The sequence below is a fragment of the Allobosea sp. TAB14 genome (assembly GCF_052113865.1).
In the GTDB taxonomy this organism is placed as follows: Bacteria; Pseudomonadota; Alphaproteobacteria; order Rhizobiales; family Beijerinckiaceae; genus Allobosea; species Allobosea spartocytisi.
This window is the reverse complement of record NZ_JBFRDQ010000364.1, coordinates 1-1,352: the sequence shown is the minus strand read 5'-3', so window position 1 is coordinate 1,352 and position 1,352 is coordinate 1. Positions and strand designations below refer to the sequence as shown.

Sequence of the window (1,352 nt, the reverse complement as noted above, 5' to 3'; positions counted from 1 at the left end):
CATCGAGACGGCGATCTCGACGACATGGGAAACGCTCGGGCGCATCGCGATCATCGCGGTGATCCGGACGTTCCTCAACTACTTCCTGGAGAGGGACCTCGCCCGGACCGAGGCTGGGGCCAAGCAGACAGAGGGGCGCAATGACCTTGAATGATCTATCGACGGCCGTGCTTGCGGCGACGTTGAGCCTGGGGGCGAGCTTCGCGCAGGCGCAGGCCGACCCTCTGCCGTCCTGGAACGAGGGCGCGACGAAGAGGTCCATCACGGACTTCGTCGCGCGGGTGACCGCGGAGGGCACGCCGGACTTCGTGCCGCCGGCAGAGCGCATCGCCACCTTCGACAACGACGGCACGCTATGGTGCGAGCACCCGATCTACTTCCAGGCGGCCTTCGCGATCGACCGAGCCAAGGCGATGGCGCCGCAGCATCCGGAATGGAAGACCACCCAGCCCTTCCAGTCCCTCCTCGACGGCGACATGAAGACCTTCTTCGCGGGCGGCGTGAAGGGCCTGCTCGCGGTCGTGGCGGCGAGCCACACCGGCATGACGACCGAAGAGTTCACTCGGAGCGTGAACGAGTGGCTCCCTGCTGCCCGGCACCCGCGCTTTGACCGGCCCTACACCGAGCTTGTCTACCAGCCGATGCTGGAGCTGCTCGCCTATCTGCGCAGCAACGGCTTCAAGACCTACATCGTCTCGGCCGGCGGCATCGAGTTCATGCGGCCCTGGGTGGAGAAGGTCTACGGCATCCCGCCCGAGCAGATCGTCGGCTCGTCTGGCGTGGTGGAGTTCCAGCTCGGCGCGGACGGCAAGCCGGTGCTCATGAAGATGCCCAAGATCGAGTTCGTCGACGAGGGCCCGGGCAAGCCCGTGGCCATCAACCRCTTCATCGGSCGSCGACCGATCYTGGCCTTCGGCAATTCSGACGGCGACCTGCAGATGCTCCAGTGGACGATGGCGGAGACGGGCGCGCGCTTCGCCGGCATCGTCCACCACACCGATGCCGAGCGCGAATACGCCTACGACCGAGAATCCCACATCGGGAAGCTCGACAAGGCCCTCGACGAGGGCAAGGCAAAGGCCTGGACGATTGTCGACATGAAGGTTGACTGGAAGACGGTCTTTCCCTGAGCCGCCCCGAGGGAGACCGCCATGACCGGCCTCGACATCTTCGCCTGGATCGTCCTGACCGTCTTGGTCCTGAGCACGGTCGTCGTGATCGCCTTCATAGGCTCGTTGCCCGGGGTGATCGCCCGCAAGCGTAACCACCCATGGGCCGAGGCGGTCACGGTCGGGGGCTGGGTCACCCTGCTCCTCGGCTTCGTGCTATGGCCAATCGTGCTGATCTGGGCC

At 65.9% G+C, this 1,352-nt stretch carries 3 protein-coding genes; all 3 read left to right on the top strand.

Annotated features, from left to right (window positions below; translation table 11 throughout):
- The first annotated feature begins 1 nt into the window (after position 1).
- Positions 2 to 154: a DUF1622 domain-containing protein gene (locus tag AB4Y99_RS27645; RefSeq protein ID WP_441525604.1), complete on the top strand. Its 153-nt coding sequence runs from the start codon at positions 2 to 4 to the stop codon at positions 152 to 154.
- Positions 141 to 1,130: an HAD family hydrolase gene (locus tag AB4Y99_RS27640; RefSeq protein WP_441525603.1), complete on the top strand. Its 990-nt coding sequence runs from the start codon at positions 141 to 143 to the stop codon at positions 1,128 to 1,130. Before AB4Y99_RS27645 ends, AB4Y99_RS27640 begins: the two co-directional genes overlap by 14 nt.
- Positions 1,131 to 1,151: 21 nt before the next feature.
- A partial coding sequence (locus AB4Y99_RS27635; RefSeq protein ID WP_441525602.1) for a DUF3302 domain-containing protein occupies positions 1,152 to 1,352 on the top strand: 201 nt, incomplete at its 3' end.